Origin of the sequence: Pseudonocardia sulfidoxydans NBRC 16205 (genome assembly GCF_007989085.1) — a bacterium.
In the GTDB taxonomy this organism is placed as follows: Bacteria; Actinomycetota; Actinomycetes; order Mycobacteriales; family Pseudonocardiaceae; genus Pseudonocardia; species Pseudonocardia sulfidoxydans.
Map to the genome: position 1 here is coordinate 1 of NZ_BJVJ01000030.1, position 19,186 is coordinate 19,186.

Genomic DNA, 19,186 nt, shown 5'->3' on the forward strand with positions numbered 1-19,186 from the left:
GGTCGAGACGACCGTCGAGACCACCGCGACGTCGGCGCGCCTCGCTGCCACCGGCCCGGTCGCCACACCCGACCGCCCCGCCGGTGCCCACCGGCTGGCCGACGACCACGACCCGACCTGGGACGCACCGGCCGACGTCCGCGAGCCGGGCGACACGCCGTCACGCGCCCCGGGATCGGAACCCGTGTCGCTGACCCCGCGGTCCCGGTCGCGCCACACCGCGCTCGTCGTGCTGTTCGTGGTGCTCGCCGTGGTCGCCGTGCTCGTCACCCTGCTGCTCCTGCTGCCCCGGCTCATCGGGTCGACGAGCGCGATGTCCGAGCCGTCCGGGTTCGCCCCGGGTAGCGTGTCCCGCCAGGAGGGCGTCGCGATGGGCTGGACGGCGCATCGGGACGGAGGGACCGGGAACGATGTCACGGAGAATGTCCGGTGAGCCCCGGGAACACGCTGTCCGGCGACCGCGCGCCGAGCGAGCGGACCGACGCGCGGCGCGACCAGGCATGATGATCCGACCCTCGACACGACTCAGGAACCGGCACCGATGACCACCCCCCGCCTGCTGTCCGAGCGCTACGAGCTGGGCGACACGCTCGGCTACGGCGGCATGTCCGAGGTTCACCGCGGCCTCGACACGCGCCTGGGCCGCGACGTGGCCGTCAAGGTCCTGCGTGCCGACCTTGCGCGCGATCCGCAGTTCCAGCTCCGGTTCCGTCGTGAGGCGCAGAACGCCGCGGCGCTCAACCACCCGGCGATCGTCGCGGTCTACGACACGGGCGAGACGGTCAGCGAGTTCGGTCCGCTGCCCTACATCGTCATGGAGTTCGTCGACGGGCAGACGCTGCGCGAGATCGTGAAGACGCAGGGCCCGATCGACCAGGCCCGCGTCGTCGACGTCATGGCCGACGTGTGCGCGGCGCTCGACTTCAGCCACCGGCACAACATCATCCACCGCGACGTCAAGCCCGCCAACATCATGATCAACACCCAGGGCGCGGTGAAGGTCATGGACTTCGGCATCGCCCGCGCACTGGGCGAGGGCCAGAACGTCACGCAGACGGCCGCCGTCATCGGCACCGCCCAGTACCTCTCCCCCGAGCAGGCCCGCGGCGAGGCCGTCGACGCGCGCAGCGACGTCTACGCCGCAGGCTGCGTGCTCTTCGAGCTGCTCACCGGCGACCCGCCCTTCACCGGCGACACCCCGGTCGCCGTCGCCTACCAGCACGTCCGCGAGGACCCGCGGCACCCCTCGCAGCTCAACCCCGGGGTGCCGCCCGAGCTCGACGCGATCGTCCTCAAGGCGCTGAGCAAGAACCCGGTCAACCGATACCAGTCCGCGGCCGAGATGCGGTCCGACCTCATCCGCGTCCGCAACGGCCAGCGCCCGCAGGCGCCGCTGGTGATGAGCGACGACGAGCGCACCGCCCTGCTCGCGTCCGACGCGGGACCCACCCGCCGGATGAACCCGGCCGCCGGCGGCCGCCAGACCATCCCCCCGGGCGCCGTCCCCGCCTGGCGCGACGACGACGACCAGGGCGCCGGCACCGGCCGCAAGGTCGCCATCGGCGTCGGTATCGCCGTGGTCCTCGGGCTCATCGCGTTCGTGGCGTTCCAGTTCTTCGGCAGCCCCTCGGTCAAGCAGGTCGCCGTCCCCAACGTCGTCGGCCAGCCGCAGGACACCGCCCGCGCCGCGATCGTCGCCGCCGGGCTGCAGGTCAACGTCCAACAGGACGAGTCCCCCGTCGACCAGGTCAACAAGGTCGTCCGGACCGACCCCGCCGGCGGCTCCCAGATCGACGAGAACAAGACCGTCACCATGTTCATCGGGAAGGGCCCGGCCCAGGCTGCCGTCCCACCGCTCATCGGGCAGACGGTCGCGCAGGCGCAGCAGCTGCTCACCGAACGTGGCCTCACCCTCGGCAAACAGACCGAGCAGGAGACCAGCAGCTCCTCCGACGTCGGAAAGATCATCTCCTCCGACCCGCAGGCCGGGGCGAACGCGCCCGGGGGCAGCGCGGTCAACGTCGTCGTCGGCAAGGAGCTGTCGACCGTGTCGGTCCCCGACGTCACCGGGCAGAGCGCCGACGCCGCGAGCACGACGCTCAAGCAGGCCGGCTTCCAGGTGAAGGTCTCCGGCGACACCGGCAACGACGCCACCGTCGCGAGTACCAACCCGTCGGCGGGCACGAAGGTCGCCAAGGGCACCACGGTCACGATCACGATGAGTTCGAGCGACCAGGTCCAGGTGCCCGACTTCAGCGGTATGGACCTGCAGACAGCACAGGCGGCCGCCCAGCAGGCAGGCCTGACGAGGCTGAGCCAGCAGAGCGTCCCCGTCACCGACCCCACACAGAACGGCAAGGTCGTGGCACAGACTCCGCGAGCCGGTCAGACCGTCGACAAGGACCAGCAGGTCGTCCTCGGGGTCGGCCGCGTCGGTAGCAGCGGCGGCAACTGACATGCGCGTTCTCGTCGTCGACAACTACGACAGCTTCGTCTACAACCTGGTGCAGTACCTCGCGCAGCTGGGTGCCGAGAACACGGTGCGCCGCAATGACGAGGTCGAGCTCGACGAGCTCGACGACGTCGACGGCGTCCTGATCAGCCCCGGCCCCGGCGTCCCCGAGGAGGCCGGGCGCAGCGTCGACGTCATCAAGGCGTGCGCCGAGCGCAACCTCCCCCTGCTCGGGGTGTGCCTCGGCCACCAGGCGATCGGAGTCTCCTGGGGGGGCGTCGTCGACCGTGCCCCCGAACTGCTGCACGGCAAGACGTCGTTGGTGCACCACGACGGGGTCGGCGTCCTGCGCGACCTGCCCGACCCGTTCGTCGCGACCCGCTACCACTCGCTGTCGATCCGTTCCGAGACGCTGCCGCCCGAGCTCGAGGTCACAGGCCGTACCGACGGTGGGGTGATCATGGCGCTGCGCCACCGTGACGCCCCGCTGGAGGGTGTGCAGTTCCACCCCGAGTCGGTCCTCACCGAGGGCGGGCACCGGCTGCTGGCCAACTGGATGGGCTCCGCCGGCCATCCCGTGCCGGAGGCGCTGGTCACGGAGCTGACGGCCGAGGTCGCGGCCCTGGGCGCCCAGCAGGCCTGACCACCCGCCGCCCGGCTCGCGGGCCGGTCACGAATCAGCGCCGGATCGGGCGTTCGCGCACGCCACAGGCGGTTCACGTTACGGTGGAGGAACGCCCGGGCGCGCCGTTCCGGACGCGCACAACCGTCTCGCGAGGTTTCGATGCCCAAGTCCAAGGTCCGGAAGAAGGCCGCCACCTACACGCCGCCGGCGCAGCGCTCGGCCGCGAAGGAGGCCGGGCCGACCAGTCCGGTCTACGTGGTCGTCATGCTCGGACTGATGCTCGTCGGGCTGGCGTGGCTGGTCGTCAACTACATCGCGGGCGACAAGATCGCGCTCTTCGCCGCGCTCGGCTCCTGGAACTTCCTCGTCGGATTCTCACTCATCGTAGTCGGCTTGCTGATGACGATGAGATGGCGCTGACCAGCGGAAACACACCCCTGTAAGCAGTCCACACTGTGGATGAACGCTGTGGACAACCTCACAAGAACTACTCTTCGTGATCATGGGTGACGGCGAACCCGCAGGTGACGCCGCCGATCTGCCCGCCCGCTCGTGGAGTACCCCGGCGGGCCTCGTCGTCGTCGCGTGGCTGTGCACAGCTGCCGCCGCCGGCTGGCTCGCTGTGTTGCTCGTCACTCACTCGGATCCCACTGGTTCGCTGCTCGCCGCCGTCGCCACTCTCGGTCTCCTCGTGGCCTCCGTCTGGGCCAGCCGGGCCCGGCCGCGGCTCGCCGTCACCCCCGAGGGCGTCCACGTCCGCGGGCTGCTGCACCGCCGCAGCTACCCGTGGTCGACGGTCACCGACGTCCGGGTCGTCCAGGCCCGCAGACTCGGCCGCGAGACCTTCCTCCTCGGCGTCGACGTCCGCGACGACGCCGCCCTCGACGGCGAACGCCTCCTGATCTTCGGCCGCCTCGACCTCGGCGCCGACCCCGTCGACGTCGCCGCCACCGTCATGGCCGCCCGCCACTGACCCAGCTCCGCGCGCAACCTCAGCGCTGTCGGGGACCGGATTCGGAGCAGTGAGGTTGCGCGCGGATCGTGGTCTTCCGCGCCGCTGTCCGGCGGATGTGCCCCGCCCGGGCGCCGGGCCACCGCGCACCGGCAGAGGACCGCGCCACCCGGTTCCCACTGTCGACGCGCAACTTCCCCGGTCGCCCAGCACCCTGCAGGACAGGCGCCGACCCAACAACGCAGCCGACGTGCGCAGAAACTGTCCGGCGAGCCCAGACGACGAGCACGGGGCGTTTCGCACGGCCTGCGCCTGCACGGCCAGGAACAACGCCGCGCGGTTCTGACGGTCGACGCGCGCCATCCCCGATCACCTGGTGCCCTGCAGGGCGGGCGCGGGCCCCACAACCCGACCGGCAGCCGCAGAGACCGCGCGGCGATCCCCTCGCGCGAGGGCGGCTGCGACCTACGCCACCGGCCGCGGCGCCAGCCGAACCGCGTCACGCGGTTCTCACGATCGGCGCGCGACTTCCCTCGTCGCTCAGCACCCTGCAGGACGGGCTCCGACCCGACAACATGGCGGACGTCCACAGAAACCGCGCGGCGATCCCGGACGCGCGCCGTCTGCGCTGTCTGCGCTGTCCACGCCGTCCACGCCGTCTGCGCTGTCTGCGCCGTCCACGCCGTCCACGCCGTCCACGCCGTCTGCGCTGTCTGCGCCGTCTATGCCGCCTGCGCCGCTTGCGCCGTCTGCACAGACCGCACCGGTCCGGGCCGGGAAGCACTCGGCACGACCTCCGCGGCGGGCAGCGGCAGGGACGGCGCGATGCGGTTCCTTGGGTCGACGCGCACCTTCTCCGGTCGTCTCACGTCCGGAAGGACGCGCGGCCACCCGACAACGCAGCCGGTGTGCGCCGGAACCGCGCGGCGGCTGCGGGACTCCGTTCCGAGCGGACAGATCGCGCGCAACCTGACTGCTGTCCGGCGCCGGATTCAGAGCAGTGAGGTTGCGGGCGGATCGTGGTCGCCCCCGGTCTGCCCCGCTGCTGGTCGAGCGGAGCCGGGCCCCGGGCGCGCGGAGGGTCAGGCTGCGATGAGCATCAGCACGATCGAGAGCACCGCGAGGAGGGCGAGAGCGCCGGCCTGGATGGCGTTGCGGTTGCGGGCGGGGGCGTAGACGACCGCGGCCGTCGCGACGGCGCCGACGACCAGACCGCCGACGTGCCCGATCAGCGAGACGCCGGGCAGCGTGACGCTGAGGACGATGTTGATACCGATGACGACGATGACCTGCGTGGCAGGGATGTTCATCCGGCGCAGGACGACGGCGAGGCCGCCCATGAGCCCGAACACGGCGCCGGAGGCGCCTGCGACCTGCACGGTCTGCCCGTAGAACAGCAGGGCCGCGGCGGAGCCACCGAGCAGGGCGACGAGGTAGATGCCGAGGAGCCGGGCGCGGCCGAGGAACACTTCCATGTCGCGGCCGATGACCCACAGCGCCAGCATGTTGAACAGCAGGTGCAGCGGGCCGAAGTGCAGGAACCCGGCGGTGACGACGCGCCACCACTCGCCGCCGGCGACGGCCGCGGGGATGAGCGACCAGTCGCGGAACAGCGGGGACGAGCTGTTCTGGTTGAGGCTGCCGGCCTGGACGACCGTCAGCAGGAAGACGACGACGTTGACGGCGATCAGCGACGTCGTGACGACCGGGACGCGGGAGGGCCGCGCCGCCGGCCGGACGGTGCGCCGGGCCGCCGGGCGGCCCTCCGCGACGCAGTCGACGCACTGGTAGCCGACCGACGCCTCCCGCAGACACTCCGGACAGGCCGGGCGGTCGCACCGGGTGCAGCGCAGGCCGGTGGGCCGGTCCGGGTGCCGGACGCACACCGCCGGGGCGGGTGCGCCCGGCGGCGGACCGGGCCGGTCGTGCGGGGGACCTGCGGGGTCGGTCACGTCGGGGGCGCTACCGCTCTCAGCCGACCTCGATGCGCTGGATGACGACCGGGGTGAGCGGGCGGTCCGAGCGGTCGGTGGAGGTGGTGGCGATGGCGTCGACGACGGCGCGCGACTCGGCGTCGGCCACCTCGCCGAAGATGGTGTGGCGGCGGTTGAGGTGCGGCGTCGGGCCGACGGTGATGAAGAACTGCGAGCCGTTGGTGCCGGGGCCGGCGTTGGCCATGGCCAGCAGGTAGGGCCGGTCGAACTGCAGCTCGGGGTGGAACTCGTCGGCGAACTGGTAGCCGGGGCCGCCGCGGCCGGTGCCGGTGGGGTCGCCGCCCTGGATCATGAAGCCGCTGATCACGCGGTGGAAGACGGAGCCGTCGTAGAACGGTCCGCTGTCGCCACCGCCGGCGTTGGGCTGGCTGTAGTCCTTGGTGCCCGTCGCGAGACCGACGAAGTTGCCGACGGTCTTGGGGGCGTGGTCCGGGAACAGGTTGATCCGGATGTCGCCCTCGGACGTCCGCAGGGTCGCGATCTGCTTCGAGTTGCCTGGGTCAGTCACATGGCCCATCGTGCCAGCACCGTAAATGGACGCCCACGCGGGAAGCAGGTCGAGGATGATGGCGAGCATGAGGACCACCAGAAATGCCCCCGACCACCTCGCCGCGATCGGTGAGGAGCTCGGCGAGCTGGCGGCGGATGCGTTCGCGGACGTGCGGGACCGTGTGGAGGTGGGGGGCGGTGCCGTGGCCGAGGGGGCGCGGCGGCTCGTGGAGGTCGCGGCGGACGCGTTGAGCGATGCCCGCGAGGAGCTGGTCGCCCGGATCGAGCCGGAGAAGCCGTCGCGGAAGTGGCGGTGGTTCCTCGCCGGCGGGATCGCGGCGGCGGTCGCGGTGGCGTTGTGGGCGGTGTTGTCGCGGCGTCCGCAGCAGGTCGACGAGCCGATCCGCGCGGTGCCGGAGCCCCCGTCGCCGGGTGGTGGGGGTGGGTCGCAGGCGGCCCCGGCGACGCCGACGCCCTCTGCCGCGGCGCGCAACGGCCACAGCTCGGGCTGAGCCCCGGGAGCGGCTCAGCTCCTGTGTCTGCCCAGGAACTCGACGACGGCGCGTTCGTAGCGCGCCGGGTCGGCGTTCCACGACGAGGTGTGCTCGACGCCGGGCACCTCGAGCAGTTCGACCTCCCAGCCGATGCTCGGCGCGGCCTGCGCCAACATCCGGCTCGACGTGACGGGCACGGCAGTGTCGGGCGTGCTGTGCACGATGAACGTCGGTGGGCGGACTGCGGGCGGGCTCTCGCGCAGGGCGAACCGGTCGAAGTCGATGCCGATGCGGCGGCTGGTCCAGCCCGCGGCCACCGGGGTGAGGGCGGGCGGCAGCTTCCGGTTGCGGGCCTGCTGGCGCAGGGTGGCGCGCCAGTCGACGAGGGGGGCGTCCCAGACGGCGGCGTCGATCCGGCCTGCCTCGGTCGACCGGTCGAGGAAGGCGCCGGAGATGGCGGCGCCCATCGACCAGCAGAACAGCGACAGCCGTGACGCCCCGCCGGCGACGAGGTGGCGGACAGCGGCCTCGAGGTCTTCCCACTCGGTGTCGCCCAGGTGGTAGTGACCGTCGGGGCTGGGTGGGGCGACGTCGTCGTTGCGGTAGGAGATGACGAGCTGTGACCACCCTGCGCGGTGCAGCGCGGGCAGGATGCGCAGTGCTTCGCGTCGGGCGCCGCCGCGGCCGTGGACGTGCACGATCCAGGGGGCGCCCGGGTCGGCGGCCGGGACCGACCAGGCGGGCGCGGGGCCGAGCGGGGTCGGGATCGCGACCTCGGTGAACGCGAGCCCGCGGGCGCCGGGGTCGGGGTCGTAGGGCCCGGTGTCGACGACGGCGGCCGTGCCGGGCGCCGGGACGGGCCCCTCGTCGAGGGCCCGGACGACGATGTCGCGTTCGGTGCGCAGCACCGGCCCCATGACGGCGAGCCCGTCGGCCCAGCGCAGGCCCCATACCCCGGGTTGTTCGACGAGCCGTGAGCGGCGCAGCGTGACGGTGCCGTCGCCGGCGTCGACGACGCGTTCGGGCAGCACGAGTTTCTGCCGGGTGTCGAGCAGGACGCTCGAGTAGAACCAGCCGACGCCGAGCACTCCCGCGCCCAGCCCGGCACCGACGCCGGCGATGCCGGCCCGCAGCCATCCGTTCCCCCGCACACCCCGATGATGACGCAGTCGGGGCCGCGCGGTCGCGTGGATCCCTCACGTCACGTCGCACACGGTCATACGGTTCGGTGGAAACGCTCCGACCTGCGCTTTCACCGCCACCGGAACGGGTGAAAACCAAGTTGCGGGGACAACCGTAGGCGGGGGGTGTCGTTGGGCGTGCAGATCACCGTCGCAACGTCCGAGACCCCCGATCGGAAGGATCCACCTGCGATGAGCAGCCTTGCTCGGCGCACCTTGCGCACCACCGTGACCGCCGCGGGCATCGCGGCGCTCGGTGCGGGCCTGGCGGCCCCGGCCTTCGCGGCCCCGGCCCTGCCTGCCGTCCCGTCGCTCCCCGGCGCCGACGCACTCCCCGGTGCCGACGCGCTGTCCACGGTCCCGGGTGCCGACGCCGCCCCCGGTGCCGATGCGCTGCCGCCCGCGTTCACGTTCGAGGCGCCGACGGTCGACACCTCGGCCGACGCCGCCGACGCCGACGCCGCCGACGCCGCGGATGCCGACGCCGACGCCGACACGGATGCCGCGGACGCCGATGACGCGGACGCCTCGTCGGCCGACGACGTCGCCGTGAACAGCGCCCTCCCGGGCGTCCCGCAGCTCCCGCCGGTCCCCGGCACCGAGGCTGTGTCGTCGCTGCCCGGCCCGGCCGACCTGCCGCTGCCTCCGCTCCCCGGCCCCGAGGCGCTGGCTCCGGTCGTCAACGCGGAGGGCACCGGTCTCCCGGACCCGACGGCGATCAGCCCGGCCGACTTCGTCAACAGCAACGCGGTCGTCCCCACCCCGCCGACGGTCGACCCGGCGCAGGTCGCGGCCCTCGCGGCGAACCCGACGCAGGTCCAGGGCCTCGGCGTCAGCTGACCCGGGCCCGTTTCGCGAACGGCGCGTTCCTGCCGCGGGCCCCAGCGTTGTGGCCGGCGGCAGGACGCGCCGTTCTCGCGTGTGCAGGGGCGACCCCCGAACCGTTCACCCGCGGTATCTGGTCAGCGGGGCATCGGCTGGTGCGACAGCAGCCGGCCGGCGGGGTCCAGTGCGGCGGTGGCGGCGGCGATGCGGTCGGCGTCGGCCGGTGACCAGCACTCGCGCACCTGCTCGGGCGTCATGGCGCCGTAGCTGAAGTTGAGCGAGCGGCCGAGCGTCACGTCGTCGACGAGCGCGAGCGCCGTGGAGTGCAGGCCCTCGACGACCGCGGCGTCGCCCGGCGCTTCCAGTGGCGACAGCACCATCACGGAGTAGGCGGCGTCGCGGTGCCCGACGACGTTGGGTACGGCGGGCGGCCGGGCGAGGGCGCCGCCGAGGTGCCGGATGCCGACGACGGTCATCACCGGCGCGGACGGTCCGGCGAGCCCGGCCAGCTCGCCGAGCGCGGCGGGGTCGAGGCCGCTGACGAGGCGGTTGGCGGAGCGGTACGCGTGGGGCCGGTCGGGCTCGTCGAACACGGTGGCCGACTCGGTGAAGGGGAGCCCGCGGACGGTGTCGCGCAGCACGGTGCCGAGGTCGCGCAGGGGTGCGATCACGTCCGCACCGGTAGCGGGGTCACCGCACCAGGCCAGCTGGATCTGGGCCACGTGCCGGCCGCGCAGCGGCTCGGGGACCATCGGCAGGTCGGGGAAGACGAGCATGGCCGCGGCGGAGGTCATCTCCTCCGGGACGTTCTCGGTCCAGCGGCGCCACCCGTCGAGGACGTCCGGCGCGGCAGGCAGGTAGAGCCCACCGCCGAGGATATCCGTCAGGTTGACGAGATCGATCTCCATCCCGGTGACCACGCCCAGGCCGGCGCCACCGCCGCGCAGAACGGCGAACAGCTCGGGGTCGGACTCGGCGGTGACGGTCCGCGGGGTGCCGTCCATGGCGACGAGGTCGATGCGCCGGACGTGGTCGGCGGCGAACCCGTGCCGACGCGCGAGGAGGCCGGTGCCGCCGCCGAGGGTGTAGGAGATCGCGCCGACGCCCGGGGAGCTGCCCGACAGCGGGGCGAGCCCGTGCGGCGCCGCGACGTCGACGACGTTCTGCCACGACGCCCCTGCCTCCACCCAGGCCGTCCTGCGGGCGGGGTCGACGGTGACGCCGGTGAAGGCGTGCGTCGAGATCAGGATGCCGCCGTCGAGGACGCGGCCCTGGCCGTGCCCGCTGCTCATGACGGCGACGGGCAGGTCGTCGACGGCGAGGGCGGACCGGATGTCGTCGGCGGAGGTCGCCACGAGCACGCGGTCGGGCTCGTGACGGGCAGCGCGCTGGAACCCCAGGAGGGTGTCAGTGATCATGGCATCGACGCTATGACCCCTTGCGGACACTGAACGTCCTCGTTCCGTGCCAGTCTGGGACGCGTGACAGAGCGCAGGGACATGCCCGCCCGGCTGCTGCGGCTGCTCGCGCTGCTGCAGACACGCCGCGAGTGGCCCGGTCCCGAGCTGGCCGGACGACTCGGCGTCACGACCCGGACGATCCGCCGCGACGTCGACCGCCTGCGCGCACTCGACTATCCCGTCGCCGCGACGACCGGCACCGCGGGCGGGTACCGGCTCACGTCCGGCAGCAACCTGCCGCCGTTGGTCCTCGACGACGAGGAGGCCGTGGCCGTCGCGATCGGGCTGTCGACGACGGCCGGCGGCAACGTCGCCGGGATCGAGGACGCCTCGATGCGGGCGCTGGGCAAACTGGAACGGGTGCTGCCGGCGCGGCTGCGGCCGCGGCTGGCGGCACTGACGTCGGCCACCGAGGCGGTGCCTGGCGGCGAGGTTCCGCCCGCCGACCCGGCCGTGCTCGCCGTCCTCGCCTCCTGCGCGCGCGACCACGAGCTGGCGACGTTCGGCTACCGCAGCCGGGCCGGCGCGCCGACGCTGCGCCGCGTCGAGCCGCACGCGCTGGTCACGGTGAAGGGCCGCTGGTACCTGCTGGCGTTCGACCCGGACCGCGACGACTGGCGCAGCTTCCGCGTCGACCGCATCGCCGAACCGGCGACGACGCACCGCACGTTCACGCCCCGGGAGCTCCCGGCGCAGGACGCGGCGGCGTCGCTGGCCCGGTCGTTCGCGACGGCCACGTACCGGTGGACAGCCGTCGTCACCGTCGACATCGATACAGCCGAGTTGCGGGAACGTCTCCCGGCCGCACTGGTGGGCGAGGTCGAGGAGGACGGCACGGGGGCGCGGGTGCGGATCAGCGCGGAATCGGCCGACCTGGTGGTGCACGACGTCGCGACGGTCGCCGCCGTCGCGGAACCCCGCACCATCGACGCTCCACAGGAGATCCGGGAGCGCCTCGACGTACTCGCGCAGCGGCTCGCCGCGTCCACATCCCCCGCGCGCACCGGATCTCGGTGACAATCGAGCCCGTGACGACCGTCGACGACCCCACCACCGGCCGGCGTCGTGTCGCGCCGCTGCGCGTCGACGCCGGCCCGACCGAGGTCGCGGCGCTCCCCCGGGTCGACGGCGGCTGGGCGACGGTCTACGCCGACCCGCCGTGGCGGTTCGCGAACCGGACGGGGAAGGTCGCGCCCGAGCACCGCCGCCTCGACCGCTACGACACGATGACGACCCCGCAGATCGAGGCGTTGCCGATCGCCGAGGTCGCCGCCGCGAACTCGCACCTGTACCTGTGGGTGCCCAACGCGCTGCTGCCCGACGGCCTCGCGGTGATGGAGGCGTGGGGCTACCGCTACGTGTCGAACATCGTGTGGGCCAAGCGTCGCAAGGACGGAGGTCCCGACGGCCGTGGCGTCGGGTTCTACTTCCGCAACGTCACCGAGCTGATCCTGTTCGGGGTGCGCGGCACGCTACGGACGCTCGATCCCGGCCGTCGGCAGGTCAACATGATCGAGACCCGCAAGCGGGAGCACTCCCGCAAGCCCGACGAGGCGTACGGGCTGATCGAGGACTGCTCCCCCGGCCCCTACCTGGAGCTGTTCGCCCGTTACCCGCGCCCGGGATGGACCGTCTGGGGCAACGAGTCGGACGCGGAGATCACTCCACGCGGCCGTGTCTACCCGGCATACCGTTGACCTCGCCCAACACTGGATCCGTGGTCGTCGCGGGTGGAAGATCCGCGCCATGGCCAAGACTCCGGACCTGAAGCGCGGCCAGCGCCTGTCGGACGCGCAACGTTCGACGATCGGCGCCGAGCTGCTCAAGCGGTACGAGACCGGCAAGAGCGTCCGTGAGCTGTGCGCCGAGACCGGCTACAGCATCGGCCGGGTGCGCCGGCTGCTGGAGGACGCCGGAGTGACCTTCCGGGCCCGGGGCGGGGCGGGCCGGCGGCGCACGGGCTGACCGCTACCGGTCCATCACCAGCGCGGCCCGGTTGACCTTGCGCGCCTTGGAGTCCTCCATCGCCTGCAGGACGTCGTCGAGCGGGTAGGTGGCGTCGACGAGCTTGTCGAACGGCAGCCTGCCGACGTTGCGCGAGATGAACTCCAGCCCTGCCTTGAGGAAGCGCTGGTGGTAGCGGATGACAGGGTGGATCGTGACGGCACGCCGGGTCATCGAGCCGATGTCGAGGGTGATCTCCACACCGGGCATGACGTTGCCGATCTCGATGTAGGTGGCGCCGGGCCGGACCATCTCGATGCCCTCCGGGACGGCCGAACCGACACCGGTCAGTTCGAGCGCGACGTCGGCGCCACCGTCGGTGAGCTCCCGGACCCGGGCGATCCGGTCGGCAGCCTCGGGAGCCTCGTCGAAGGAGACGGTCTCGTCGGCACCGAAGGCCTTCGCCGCGTCGAGGCGGCGCTGCACGGCATCGACGACGACCACGTGCGCGCCGCGCTCCTTCGCGACGGCGACGCCCCACAGCCCGAGCCCGCCCGCGCCCTGGATGACGACGGTGTCGCCTGCCGTGACGCCACCGCGGTCGATGCCCGCCGACACCTGGGCCAGCGCACAGTTCGCGCTCACGGCGGCGAGCGGGTCGACGTTGCCGGGCACCTTGAACACGTGCTGGAAGCGGCCGACGTAGTAGTGGGTGCCGAAGGTGCCGGTGAAGTGCGGGAAGTCGTCGGGCGAGGCGATCCAGTGGTTGTAGGAGTTCTCGCACAGGTGGGTGCGCCCGGCCTGGCACTGCCGGCAGTGCTGGCAGAACGCGAAGTAGACGACGGACACCAGGTCGCCGGGGTGCAGTTCCTGGCCGGCGGAGTCGGTGGGCCGCGTGGAGGGGTCGACGACGCGGCCGATGACCTCGTGCCCGAGCACGATCGACTTGAGCGGGTGCTTGTCGGCGAACATGTGCACGTCGGAGCCGCACACCCCGGCCGCGACCGTCTCGATCAGCAGCGCGCCCGGCCGGGGCGTCGGGAGGTCGTACTCGCGGAGCTCCACGCTCCCGGGCTTCGGCATGTACGCGAGACGTCCGGTGGCCATGAGGACTCCTTCCGGTCGAGTCCGACGGTGGGCCCGCACGCGACGCTAAACATCAGACCTTTTCGCGTCAACGCGGGACCGATGAGTTGCGGCGCCGGACCCGGTCTGCTCTGACAACATCAGCATCCCCGATCGAGGAGCATTCCCATGGGCGCCATCAAGGTCCACGAGTTCATCACCCTCGACGGCTGCATCGGCGCTCCGATGTGGACGTTCGACTACCCGTTCACCGACGAGATGACGGCGTCGGTCGGGGCGTTGACCGGCACCGCGACGGCACTGTTGTTCGGCCGGACCACCTGGGTCGAGATGGGCCCGGCCTGGTCGTCGCGCAGCATGGCGGACGACCCGGGCGTCCCCTTCTTCAACAACACGGCCAAGTACGTCGTCTCCAGCACGCTGACCAGCGCCGAGGGCTGGAACAACTCCCACCTCCTCGGCGGCTACGACGCCGACGCCATCCGCACGTTCAAGACGGACAACGAGGGCGACGTCTACGTCAGCGGCAGCGGCACCCTGGTCCGGGCGATGCTCGCCGACGGGCTCGTCGACGAGCTGCACCTGTTCGTCTACCCGGTCGCGCTCGGCACCGGCCCGAAGCTCTTCCCCGAGGGCACCGAGAACACGCTGAGCCTGCTGGGCTGCGAGTCGTACACCAACCAGGTCGTGCACCTGACCTACGGCCCGCGCAGCGCCTGACCGGGGCTCAGCCCGGCATCGCGCCGAGCGACCGAGGACATCAACCCAGTTCGGCGAGCTTGCCCTCCAGCACCGTCCGTTCACGGGCGTTGGCGCACAACGACACCGCCCGTTGCAGCTCGGTGCGGGCGTCGTCGGTGCGGCCGAGGCGGCGCAGCAGCTCGCCGCGGACCGTCGGCAGCAGGTGGGAGCCGGCGAGCGCGTCGTCGGCGAGGCCGTCGACGATGACGAGCGCCGCGGCGGGACCCTGGGCCATCGAGACGGCCACGGCCCGGTTGAGCTCCACGACCGGCGACGGCGCGAGCCGCCCGAGCGCCTCGTAGAGGACGACGACACGGTCCCAGTCGGTGTCGGCCACCGATGCGGCGACCGCGTGGCACTCCGCGATCGCCGCCTGCACCCCGTAGGCGCCCAGGCCCGTGCCGACCTGCCCGGCGCGCACCAGTGCGGCGCGGCCGCGGGCGATCGCGGACCGGTCCCAGCGACGGCGGTCCTGGTCCTCGAGCAGCACCGGTTCGCCGTCGGGGCCGGTGCGGGCGGGGAACCGGGCCGCGGTCAGCTCCAGCAGCGCGAGCAGCCCGTGGACCTCCGGCTCGGCCGGGACGAGCCGAGCCAGGACGCGGGCGAGGCGCTGGGCCTCCGCGGCCAGGTCGAGGCGGATGAGGTCGTCGCCGGAACTGGCCGAGGAGCCCTCGGTGAAGATCAGGTAGACGACGCTGAGCACCGACCCGAGCCGGGTGCGCCGCTCGTCGGCGGGCGGGAGCGCGAACGGCACCCGCGCCGCGCCGAGCGTCTTCTTCGCGCGGGTGATGCGGGCCTGCACGGTGGCCGTCGGCACCAGGAAGGCCTTCGCGATCTCGTCGCTGGTCAGGCCGCCCACCACGCGCAGGGTGAGCGCCACCTGCGCCTCCGGCGACAGCACCGGATGGCAGGCCGTGAACATGAGCGCGAGGACGTCGTCGTCGATCTGGTCGGGGTCCCAGAGCACGTCGTCGGTCACCTCCACCGGGTCCGCGGCACCCGTCACGACACCGCCCTCGGCCAGCCCGTGGGCGAGGGCGGCGTAGCGCTCGTCGCGGGCGGACCGGCGGCGGAACGCGTCGATCGCACGCCGCCGGCCCGTGGTCAGCAGCCAGCCCGCCGGGTTGCGCGGCACCCCGTCGCGGGGCCACGAGACGAGCGCCTCGGCGAGCGCCTCCTGGGCGAGGTCCTCGGCCAGCGCGAAGTCGCCGGTGTAGCGCGCGAGCGCACCGACGATCCGCGCCGACTCGATCCGCCAGACCGCCGCGACGGCCTCGCGGCCCGGGTTCAGAGCTGGCCCGTCGCCTCTCGCCACGCCCGCTCCTTCTTGATCCACTCGTTGTCCTGCGGGAACTCGTCGATCGACGTCACCCGTCGGATCTCGGCCTTGACGCCCGGGCCCTGCATGGGGGCGCGCCTGGCCCACTCCACGGCCTCCTCCTGGGAGGCGACGTCGAGGATCCAGTAGCCGCCGAACAGTTCCTTCGTCTCCCCGTACGGCCCGTCGGTGACGACGGGCGGCTGCGACGAGTAGTCGACGACCACGCCCTTCGCGGCGTCGTCCAGACCCTCGGCGGCGACCAGGACGCCGGCGCGGATCATCTCGTCGTTGTAGCGACCCATCGAGTCGATGATCTCGCCGAAGTCGACGTCGCCCATGGCGGCCCAGGACTCGTCGGTGGCCCGCATGATCAGCATGTACTTCACGGTGGTTCTCCCTGTTCGTCGGGTCCCGTGCGGACCCTCTCACCCACAGGTCGAACGGCGCTGGCCCCGGATCGACAACCACCCCGAAGAATTTTCCGGACGTCGTCGCAGCGGCCGGGTCCCGGCTGTCGGTCAGGCGCTGCGGCGGGCCGTCACCACCAGGTACTCCCAGTTCAGGACCATGGCGCCCGGGGTGCCGCGGTCGTAGCGGGCCGCCAGGGCGGTGAGGTCGGCGTCCAGCGCGGCGACGTCGTCGGTGTTGTCGGCGATGTGGCGGTAGATCGCCATCGTCGGGCCGTACACGGTCTTCCAGTAGGCCGTCCACGCCTCCGGCGTCGCCCAACGGTCGGTGCTCAGCACCTGCCGGCGGGCCGTCACGTCGGTGACCCGGTCGCCGAGCAGCGCGCGGACGTGGTCCTCGTCGCCCCACAGCGGCGGCGGCTGCGCCCCGGGCGGGGACGGCGGCGCGTAGGGCTTCATCGTGCGGAACAGCTCCCCGACGAACCCGGTGGGCGTCCAACTGATCAGACCGATCGTGCCGCCGGGGCGGACGACCCGGACCAGCTCGTCGGCCGAACGCTGGTGGTCCGGCGCGAACATGACGCCGACGCACGACGTCACGACGTCGAAGGAGCCGTCGGTGTAGGGCAGGTTCTCGGCGTCGGCCTCCTGCCAGTCGACCGTCACGCCGTGGCGCGCGGCGTACTCGCGGCCCGCGACGAACAGCTCCGGCGTCAGGTCCGACGCCACCACCCGGGCACCCGTCGCGGCGGCCGGCACCGCGACGTTCCCGGTGCCGGCGGCCACGTCCAGGACGCGGTCACCGGCGCGGATGCCGGCGGCCTCGACCAGGACCGGGCCCAGCTCGGGGATCAGCTCGATCGCGACCTCGGGATAGTCCCCCATGGCCCAGATCGCCCGGTGCCTCGCCTTGACGGCGCGGTCGGCGGCGGGATCGGTCGTGATGCTCATCGTCGTCTCCTCGTCGTGTTCCGCCTGGTAGCCGCGGTGGTCGATGAGAAGGACGCTATGAGCCGGCCCCCATGGATCGCGTCGGGTGCGGCACCCCACATCTCCGGCGGCACACCCCATCTCGGGCCCGGCGCGCCCTCAGCCGGGCCCGCCGCCCACGCCGATCTCGTTGCCGTCGGGGTCGGCGAACAGCAGCTTGCGGACGCCGTTGCCGTAGGTCTCCCGCGACACCGGCTCGACCCCGCGGCCCGCCGCGGCGGCCTCGAACCCGTCGAGGTCGTCGACGAACAGCGTCACCACCGAATGCCCCGCCGCCTCGGGCCGGACCAGCACGTAGACGTAGCGGTGCTCGGCGATCGTCCACACGTGCTCGACGTCGTTGGGCACGAACGTCTCCACGTCGCCCAACAGCCGGTCGAACCAGCCGACGGCCCGCTCCAGGTCGCTGACCGACACCCCCGCGAACAACTCCATCGATCCCCCTCGACACCCGCGCATCGTTGTGCGATCTCCCCAGGCCGCCGAGGATGACCACCGGCCCGGAGAGGAGGACGCGTGACAGCGCTCGTCGCCATCATGCTGATCCTGCTCGTGTGGGGGCTCGTCGCGGGCCGGCTCGCGCGGGTCAGCGTGACGATGCCGCTGGCGCTGCTCCTCGCCGGCATCCTGCTCACCTCCGGCTCCGACCCCTACTTCGTCTTCATCATCGACTTCGAGGCGGGCGAACACATCGTCGAGGGGATCCTCGCGATCCTGCTTTTCGTCGACGCCACCGAGGTCCCGGGCGGGATCTTCGGCCGCGAACCCCGCGTGATGCTGCGGCTGCTGCTCATCGCGCTACCGTTGTCGCTGGTCATCGCGTGGGTCGCCGGCATCGCCCTGTTCGGCGGCACCGGGCTGTGGCTGCTCGCCGTGCTGGCGACGATCGTCATGCCCGTCGACCTCGCACCCGCCGCCGCGTTCATCCGCGACCGCCGCGTGCCGGAACGACTACGCCGCCTGGTCAACGTCGAGAGCGGTCTCAACGACGGCCTCGTCGCCCCCGTCTTCCTCCTCGCGATCGCCGGCGCGGCCGCGCACGGGGAGGACAGCCTGGCCGACGCCGCCGCCGACGCGATCCCCTCCCTCGCCGTCGCGGTCGTCGTCGGCGCGGTGATCGGCACCGCCGCGGCGTGGCTGCTCGGGAAAGCCCTCGACCGCGGGTGGACACTGCCCTCGGCGCTGCGGATCGCGGTGCTCGCGCTGCCGCTGCTCGCCTACGGCACCGCGATCCTCCTGACCGGTAACGGGTTCGTCGCCGCCTTCGTCGCCGGGGTGTTCTTCGAGCCGGCCGCCCGACGGCTGCCCACGGGCACCCTGCATCTCGCCGAGGACATCGGCGAGATGCTGTCGCTGGCGTTGTGGTTCATCTTCGGCACGATCGTCAACCAGGTGGTCTCGAGCGGCGCGATCACCTGGCGGGTCGTCGTCTACGCGCTGCTGGCGCTGACCGTGGTGCGGGTGGTACCCGTCGTGCTGTCGCTGATCGGCACCGACGTCCGGGTGCCCGACCGGTTCACCATCGGCTGGGTCGGGCCGCGCGGGATCGCGACCCTCGTGTTCGGGATGCTCGCCGTCGTCGAGCTCCCCGGCGACAAGGACTTCGTCCTCGCCGTCACCGTCGTGACCATCGTGGCGAGCATCGTGGTCCACGGCCTGTCGACGGGCGTCGTGATCCGGCTGTACGACCGCGCGGACCGGAAGTCGGCCGGCCCGGGCCCTTCCGAGAACCCGGACGAGCCCGGAGCGACCGCCGACCGATGAACCTGCCCGCCCCGGGCGGTCGCTGCTGAAGCTGACCCGCCGGCCAAGCCCGACGTCCTGCACCGCCGCTTACCGCGTCCTTTCCCGAGGGACGTTGCCGGCGGGCCGCCCTGTGTGTTGACGACAATCCACCCGCGCGGGACGTAACACCAGATCGCACGTGTCCGAATGGTTCTTGCAGCCCCACACACAGGGCGGCCGGTTCGACGACTCGAACACCTCTGTGAGGGGGACCCACGATGACCACCACGCCCAGTACCCGCAGGACCCGTCGATGGTCGCCGGCCGCCTTCGGCCTGGCCGCGGGGGTCGCACTCTGCGTTGCCGGCTGTGGTGCCGGGCCGACCAGCACGCCGACGACCCCCGCGGCGGCCAGCGTCCCCCCTGTCACCACCGCGCCCGCCGTCACCACCACGCCCGCCGTCACCACCACGCCTGCGGTCACCACCACCGTGCCCGTC

Annotated in this window: 21 protein-coding genes; 12 read left to right on the forward strand and 9 right to left on the reverse strand. The window is 72.7% G+C overall.

What is annotated here, in order from left to right; all coding sequences use genetic code 11:
• The 5 genes from PSU4_RS31330 to PSU4_RS15745 all read left to right on the forward strand — a co-directional run.
• The coding region (locus PSU4_RS31330) for a hypothetical protein (RefSeq protein WP_186816981.1) at positions 1–433 on the forward strand (433 nt) is incomplete at its 5' end.
• A gap of 108 nt (positions 434–541) precedes the next feature.
• Positions 542–2,455 (forward strand): Stk1 family PASTA domain-containing Ser/Thr kinase, encoded by a 1,914-nt coding sequence (pknB, locus tag PSU4_RS15730; RefSeq protein WP_147108677.1) that lies wholly within the window; start codon positions 542–544, stop codon positions 2,453–2,455.
• 1 nt (position 2,456) lies between these two features.
• Complete coding sequence (locus tag PSU4_RS15735; RefSeq protein WP_147108679.1) at positions 2,457–3,095, forward strand: aminodeoxychorismate/anthranilate synthase component II; 639 nt, start codon at positions 2,457–2,459, stop codon at positions 3,093–3,095.
• 141 nt (positions 3,096–3,236) lie between these two features.
• Entirely contained in the window at positions 3,237–3,497 is a 261-nt protein-coding gene (gene crgA / locus PSU4_RS15740) for a cell division protein CrgA (RefSeq protein WP_147108682.1), read from the forward strand.
• Between the two features lie 82 nt (positions 3,498–3,579).
• Complete coding sequence (locus PSU4_RS15745) at positions 3,580–4,050, forward strand: PH domain-containing protein (protein ID WP_147108685.1); 471 nt, start codon at positions 3,580–3,582, stop codon at positions 4,048–4,050.
• Positions 4,051–5,111: 1,061 nt separating this feature from the next.
• Here PSU4_RS15745 and PSU4_RS15755 read toward each other — a convergent pair.
• Together PSU4_RS15755 and PSU4_RS15760 are read right to left on the reverse strand one after the other, a co-directional pair.
• Entirely contained in the window at positions 5,112–5,981 is an 870-nt protein-coding gene (locus PSU4_RS15755) for a rhomboid family intramembrane serine protease (protein WP_147108691.1), read from the reverse strand.
• Positions 5,982–6,000: 19 nt separating this feature from the next.
• Positions 6,001–6,540: a peptidylprolyl isomerase gene (locus tag PSU4_RS15760; protein ID WP_147108695.1), complete on the reverse strand. Its 540-nt coding sequence runs from the start codon at positions 6,538–6,540 to the stop codon at positions 6,001–6,003.
• Between the two features lie 58 nt (positions 6,541–6,598).
• Between PSU4_RS15760 and PSU4_RS15765 the strand changes: the two genes are divergently transcribed.
• Entirely contained in the window at positions 6,599–7,024 is a 426-nt protein-coding gene (locus PSU4_RS15765; protein WP_147108698.1) for a hypothetical protein, read from the forward strand.
• A gap of 14 nt (positions 7,025–7,038) precedes the next feature.
• Here the strand turns inward: PSU4_RS15765 and PSU4_RS15770 are convergent, their stop codons facing one another.
• Positions 7,039–8,157, reverse strand: coding sequence for an alpha/beta hydrolase family protein (locus tag PSU4_RS15770; RefSeq protein ID WP_246115144.1), 1,119 nt, complete (start codon positions 8,155–8,157; stop codon positions 7,039–7,041).
• Between the two features lie 222 nt (positions 8,158–8,379).
• Between PSU4_RS15770 and PSU4_RS31335 the strand changes: the two genes are divergently transcribed.
• The gene (locus PSU4_RS31335) at positions 8,380–9,027 is read left to right on the forward strand and encodes a hypothetical protein (RefSeq protein WP_186816982.1); all 648 of its coding nucleotides are present in this window, start codon (positions 8,380–8,382) and stop codon (positions 9,025–9,027) included.
• Between the two features lie 122 nt (positions 9,028–9,149).
• On the opposite strand, the gene PSU4_RS15780 is transcribed toward PSU4_RS31335, so the two are convergent.
• Positions 9,150–10,430: an FAD-binding oxidoreductase gene (locus PSU4_RS15780; protein ID WP_147108701.1), complete on the reverse strand. Its 1,281-nt coding sequence runs from the start codon at positions 10,428–10,430 to the stop codon at positions 9,150–9,152.
• Between the two features lie 81 nt (positions 10,431–10,511).
• Between PSU4_RS15780 and PSU4_RS15785 the strand changes: the two genes are divergently transcribed.
• Genes PSU4_RS15785 through PSU4_RS31870 form a run of 3 tightly spaced genes read left to right on the forward strand, consistent with a single transcriptional unit; the run spans position 10,512 to position 12,437 of the window.
• The gene (locus tag PSU4_RS15785; protein ID WP_147108840.1) at positions 10,512–11,489 is read left to right on the forward strand and encodes a helix-turn-helix transcriptional regulator; all 978 of its coding nucleotides are present in this window, start codon (positions 10,512–10,514) and stop codon (positions 11,487–11,489) included.
• An 11-nt stretch (positions 11,490–11,500) separates the two neighbouring features.
• A complete protein-coding gene (locus tag PSU4_RS15790) occupies positions 11,501–12,169 on the forward strand; it encodes an MT-A70 family methyltransferase (RefSeq protein WP_246115145.1) in 669 nt (222 codons plus the stop codon).
• A gap of 49 nt (positions 12,170–12,218) precedes the next feature.
• Positions 12,219–12,437 (forward strand): helix-turn-helix domain-containing protein, encoded by a 219-nt coding sequence (locus PSU4_RS31870; RefSeq protein WP_222596274.1) that lies wholly within the window; start codon positions 12,219–12,221, stop codon positions 12,435–12,437.
• 3 nt (positions 12,438–12,440) lie between these two features.
• Here PSU4_RS31870 and PSU4_RS15795 read toward each other — a convergent pair whose 3' ends face one another.
• Positions 12,441–13,523 (reverse strand): zinc-binding dehydrogenase, encoded by a 1,083-nt coding sequence (locus tag PSU4_RS15795; RefSeq protein WP_147108705.1) that lies wholly within the window; start codon positions 13,521–13,523, stop codon positions 12,441–12,443.
• Between the two features lie 147 nt (positions 13,524–13,670).
• Here PSU4_RS15795 and PSU4_RS15800 point away from each other — a divergent pair, with 147 nt between their 5' ends.
• The gene (locus PSU4_RS15800) at positions 13,671–14,222 is read left to right on the forward strand and encodes a dihydrofolate reductase family protein (RefSeq protein ID WP_147108708.1); all 552 of its coding nucleotides are present in this window, start codon (positions 13,671–13,673) and stop codon (positions 14,220–14,222) included.
• Positions 14,223–14,262: 40 nt separating this feature from the next.
• On the opposite strand, the gene PSU4_RS15805 is transcribed toward PSU4_RS15800, so the two are convergent.
• From PSU4_RS15805 to PSU4_RS15820, 4 genes are all read right to left on the reverse strand, one after another.
• Positions 14,263–15,558 (reverse strand): RNA polymerase sigma factor, encoded by a 1,296-nt coding sequence (locus PSU4_RS15805; RefSeq protein ID WP_147108711.1) that lies wholly within the window; start codon positions 15,556–15,558, stop codon positions 14,263–14,265.
• A complete protein-coding gene (locus tag PSU4_RS15810) occupies positions 15,531–15,950 on the reverse strand; it encodes a YciI family protein (RefSeq protein ID WP_147108715.1) in 420 nt (139 codons plus the stop codon). The genes PSU4_RS15805 and PSU4_RS15810 overlap by 28 nt, the downstream gene beginning before the upstream one ends.
• A gap of 132 nt (positions 15,951–16,082) precedes the next feature.
• Entirely contained in the window at positions 16,083–16,922 is an 840-nt protein-coding gene (locus PSU4_RS15815; protein ID WP_147108718.1) for a class I SAM-dependent methyltransferase, read from the reverse strand.
• A 138-nt stretch (positions 16,923–17,060) separates the two neighbouring features.
• The gene (locus PSU4_RS15820) at positions 17,061–17,396 is read right to left on the reverse strand and encodes a VOC family protein (RefSeq protein ID WP_147108722.1); all 336 of its coding nucleotides are present in this window, start codon (positions 17,394–17,396) and stop codon (positions 17,061–17,063) included.
• Positions 17,397–17,477: 81 nt separating this feature from the next.
• On the opposite strand from PSU4_RS15820, the gene PSU4_RS15825 reads away from it, so the two are divergent.
• Positions 17,478–18,725, forward strand: coding sequence for a cation:proton antiporter domain-containing protein (locus tag PSU4_RS15825; protein ID WP_147108725.1), 1,248 nt, complete (start codon positions 17,478–17,480; stop codon positions 18,723–18,725).
• Positions 18,726–19,186: the final 461 nt, after the last annotated feature.

Excerpts from the sequence above, each read along its gene's own strand:
- PSU4_RS15735 (WP_147108679.1), top strand. The coding sequence starts at position 2,457 with ATGCGCGTTCTCGTCGTCGACAACTACGACAGCTTCGTCTACAACCTG.
- pknB (WP_147108677.1), top strand. The coding sequence starts at position 542 with ATGACCACCCCCCGCCTGCTGTCCGAGCGCTACGAGCTGGGCGACACG.
- crgA (WP_147108682.1), top strand. The coding sequence starts at position 3,237 with ATGCCCAAGTCCAAGGTCCGGAAGAAGGCCGCCACCTACACGCCGCCG.
- PSU4_RS15745 (WP_147108685.1), top strand. The coding sequence starts at position 3,580 with ATGGGTGACGGCGAACCCGCAGGTGACGCCGCCGATCTGCCCGCCCGC.
- PSU4_RS15780 (WP_147108701.1), bottom strand. The coding sequence starts at position 10,430 with ATGATCACTGACACCCTCCTGGGGTTCCAGCGCGCTGCCCGTCACGAG.
- PSU4_RS15760 (WP_147108695.1), bottom strand. The coding sequence starts at position 6,540 with ATGGGCCATGTGACTGACCCAGGCAACTCGAAGCAGATCGCGACCCTG.
- PSU4_RS15785 (WP_147108840.1), top strand. The coding sequence starts at position 10,512 with ATGCCCGCCCGGCTGCTGCGGCTGCTCGCGCTGCTGCAGACACGCCGC.
- PSU4_RS31335 (WP_186816982.1), top strand. The coding sequence starts at position 8,380 with ATGAGCAGCCTTGCTCGGCGCACCTTGCGCACCACCGTGACCGCCGCG.
- PSU4_RS15820 (WP_147108722.1), bottom strand. The coding sequence starts at position 17,396 with ATGGAGTTGTTCGCGGGGGTGTCGGTCAGCGACCTGGAGCGGGCCGTC.
- PSU4_RS15815 (WP_147108718.1), bottom strand. The coding sequence starts at position 16,922 with ATGAGCATCACGACCGATCCCGCCGCCGACCGCGCCGTCAAGGCGAGG.
- PSU4_RS15795 (WP_147108705.1), bottom strand. The coding sequence starts at position 13,523 with ATGGCCACCGGACGTCTCGCGTACATGCCGAAGCCCGGGAGCGTGGAG.
- PSU4_RS15800 (WP_147108708.1), top strand. The coding sequence starts at position 13,671 with ATGGGCGCCATCAAGGTCCACGAGTTCATCACCCTCGACGGCTGCATC.
- PSU4_RS31870 (WP_222596274.1), top strand. The coding sequence starts at position 12,219 with ATGGCCAAGACTCCGGACCTGAAGCGCGGCCAGCGCCTGTCGGACGCG.
- PSU4_RS15765 (WP_147108698.1), top strand. The coding sequence starts at position 6,599 with ATGAGGACCACCAGAAATGCCCCCGACCACCTCGCCGCGATCGGTGAG.